This is a genomic window from Paenibacillus agricola (assembly GCF_011440305.1).
GTDB lineage: Bacteria > Bacillota > Bacilli > Paenibacillales > NBRC-103111 > Paenibacillus_S > Paenibacillus_S agricola.
Genome location: NZ_JAAOIW010000063.1, coordinates 1 through 1,840 on the forward strand (window position 1 = coordinate 1; position 1,840 = coordinate 1,840).

Consider the following 1,840-nt stretch of genomic DNA (forward strand, 5'->3'; position numbering starts at 1 on the left):
CTAGCGCGGCGATTATCCGATCCAAAAAAGACGAACAGGACCCCACCATTTCGTTCGTCATGAGTTACATAGAGAACCGGTTCGCAGACGATTTATCGCTCGACCAGCTCGCCGATAAGTTGAACATCTCTGTGGGCTACTTGTCCGTCTATATTAAAGAAAAAACAGGAGCCAACTTCAGCGACCACATTAATGTTATACGTGTCCACAAAGCGAAGGAGCTGCTGTCCGATAACGAACTAAGCGTGCAGGATATCAGCCTCATGATCGGTTATCGTAATGTCACTTCTTTTATCCGAATGTTTAAGAAGATGATCGGTATGCCGCCAGGGGAATACAGGAAAAATAAAGTGCTGGAGGCTGACGCGGAAAGCTTTCGGAAGTGAAAATTTAATGGTAAAGATGGGGTAACCATTCGCTGGCTAACCCATCTTTCATTGAAGCCAACAAAATGAAGCATCTTGACGAGTTACAAGGTAGATGTATCAATAACGAATCGATACCGTACATCGCTGCGGAGGATGCGCTCGTACGCTTCGTCTACTTGGTCAGCACGGATCACCTCAATTTTAGGGGCAATGCCGTGTTGAGCGGCGAAGTCGAGCATCTCTTGCGTTTCCGGAATTCCGCCAACGAGGGAACCGGGAATACTGCGACGGCTCAGGATTAAGGAGAACACGTGGTATTGACTTGGCTCGGCTGGTGCACCGACATTTACAAGCGTTCCATCTACGCGAAGCAGCGATAAATACGCATCAACGTCAATATTGGCGGACACGAAAAAAGCTCAAGTACCCATACGGTTCTTGAGCTACATACCGATTACACATTTCTCTCTAGCAATGTCCCCAGTTGTTCTGCCAAGACATGATGGGGGACAGGCTTTTCATTAGTAAACCACCATTCCACTACCCCTACGAAAGCAGATGCAACAAACCTAACGACAAGATCTTCATTTAACCCCTTGTTCATTCCTTTGGTTACATCGACCTCATTCGTAAATTCTTCGATCAGAAAGTCAAGAAACCGACCACGGAAATAAGGAGCGCCTTTACTCGCTAACATCATTGAAAAAAATGAATAATGACGTTCAAAGTACTCGGTCCAAATCAGAGTCGATTCGGTAAAATCCAATTCTGATGCCGCTCTGCACGTTTCCCTTAGAACGTTTATATGTTCTTCAATGAGATTATCCAGCAGATCAAATTTATCTAAATAATGAAGATAGATGGTCCCGCGGCTCACATTCGCCCTGTCGGAAAGATCCTGTAACGTAATGGCATCAAAATTTTTCTCTGACATCAGTTCAATAACAGCTTTTTTTAACCCTACCTGCATTTTGAGTATTCTTCGATCCACTTTAGCCAATTGGCGGTCACCAAGCTTTCGTAAATAATGAACAACTATTAAGTAGTTGTTCATTACTTTACCAATCATACTCATTTAACAATTGCAGATGTTCTGTATCCGCTTATAATTATAGACATATGTTCATTAATACATCAAGAGAGCAGAGGAATAAAAGCTCGCACAAGAGCAGCCTGCCCTCAAGGAGGAAAGAACAGTGGAACGCCTATGGACGAAGCCATTTATTCTAATGACTATTGGAAACCTATTCCTATTTAATGCATTTTATATGCTGTATCCGACGTTGCCGCTGTTCATTAAACAGATGGGAGGCAACGAATCGCAGGTTGGTCTGGCGATGGGCGCGGTCGGGGGAATTGTCGTTCTGATGGGGCTCAGAATCTTGCATGGGATGAGTTGGGCCGTTTCCACAACCGCCACGATCACGGCGATTACGGATATGATCCCGTCTACCCGCCGCGGCGAGGGAATG

At 45.0% G+C, this 1,840-nt stretch carries 2 protein-coding genes and 2 pseudogenes; 2 read left to right on the forward strand and 2 right to left on the reverse strand.

Annotated features, from left to right (window positions below; genetic code table 11):
- Window positions 1-386: helix-turn-helix domain-containing protein (locus G9U52_RS39000; RefSeq protein WP_166158851.1), on the forward strand; the 386-nt coding region annotated here is incomplete at its 5' end.
- A gap of 83 nt (window positions 387-469) precedes the next feature.
- On the opposite strand, the pseudogene G9U52_RS39005 reads toward G9U52_RS39000, so the two are convergent.
- Both G9U52_RS39005 and G9U52_RS39010 read right to left on the reverse strand, forming a co-directional pair.
- Window positions 470-778, reverse strand: a pseudogene (locus G9U52_RS39005) (zinc-binding dehydrogenase); the annotation flags it as partial.
- 44 nt (window positions 779-822) lie between these two features.
- The gene (locus G9U52_RS39010) at window positions 823-1,368 is read right to left on the reverse strand and encodes a TetR/AcrR family transcriptional regulator (RefSeq protein WP_166158855.1); all 546 of its coding nucleotides are present in this window, start codon (window positions 1,366-1,368) and stop codon (window positions 823-825) included.
- Between the two features lie 196 nt (window positions 1,369-1,564).
- On the opposite strand from G9U52_RS39010, the pseudogene G9U52_RS39015 reads away from it, so the two are divergent.
- Window positions 1,565-1,840: pseudogene (locus G9U52_RS39015) on the forward strand (MFS transporter); the annotation flags it as partial.